Source organism: Leptospira adleri, assembly GCF_002811985.1.
In the GTDB taxonomy this organism is placed as follows: Bacteria; Spirochaetota; Leptospiria; order Leptospirales; family Leptospiraceae; genus Leptospira; species Leptospira adleri.
Map to the genome: position 1 here is coordinate 1 of NZ_NPDU01000160.1, position 891 is coordinate 891.

Consider the following 891-nt stretch of genomic DNA (forward strand, 5'->3'; position numbering starts at 1 on the left):
CGTCCGTATTGATCACGGTTACTTTAGGATTTCTTAAACTTCCTTCGTTGAGTTCTTTTAATACGTTGTGATCCGTAAATAGTCCCGTTACCGCGGGATCAAGATCGACTAACGTTATCTTTTCGATTCCTTCGTGTTTTAGGATTTCCCTCACCGCCAATCCGTCTCCGCCGCCCAATACCAAAACGTTTTTAGGCGAAGGATGCGCTAAGATCGCGGGATGCACCAAGGTTTCGTGATATCGATATTCGTCTCTGGACGAGAATTGAAGATGTCCGTTTAAAAAAAGGCGTATTTCGTTTTTCCATCTCGTGACTATGATTCTCTGAAACTGGGATTGTTTGGATAGAATGATCTCGTCCGTGTAGAGAGTTTCTTCGCTGTAATACGTGACCAGATCCGAAAACGAAAACCCGAGTATCAATAACGTGAGAACGATCACGGATTGCGCGCGGAGCAGAATCATCCTTGAATATTTGAGCGGCAGCGCCCAAGTTCCCCAGAGCGCAACCCCCGCGTTCAAGATTCCGAAAAGAAAACCGGTTCGGATCAATCCGAGTTTCGGCGCGAAAAAGATCGGAAATAGAATCGAAGCGAGGAGCGCTCCCACGTAATCCAAACTCAAAACCCTGGACACGAGTTCCTTAAATTGAAGTTCCTTTTTTAGAATTCTGAGGAGAACCGGGATTTCCAGGCCGACTAAAATCCCCACTAAGATCACGAGTAAAAACAAAGGAACTTGAAAGAATCGAATCTGTCCGAAACTCAAATAAAGAATCGCCGCGCTAAACCCGCCCACGAGTCCGATCGCGAGTTCTATCTCCAAAAACTTAGGAATCAAATCCTTTTCCACGTATTTGGAAAGCCAAGAACCCACTCCCATCGAAAAGA

The 891-nt window shown here is 45.6% G+C and carries 1 protein-coding gene; it reads right to left on the minus strand.

Going from position 1 to position 891, the window contains the following annotated elements:
* On the minus strand, positions 1-891 hold an 891-nt coding region (locus tag CH376_RS23935; protein ID WP_476737517.1), incomplete at both ends, for a spermine/spermidine synthase domain-containing protein.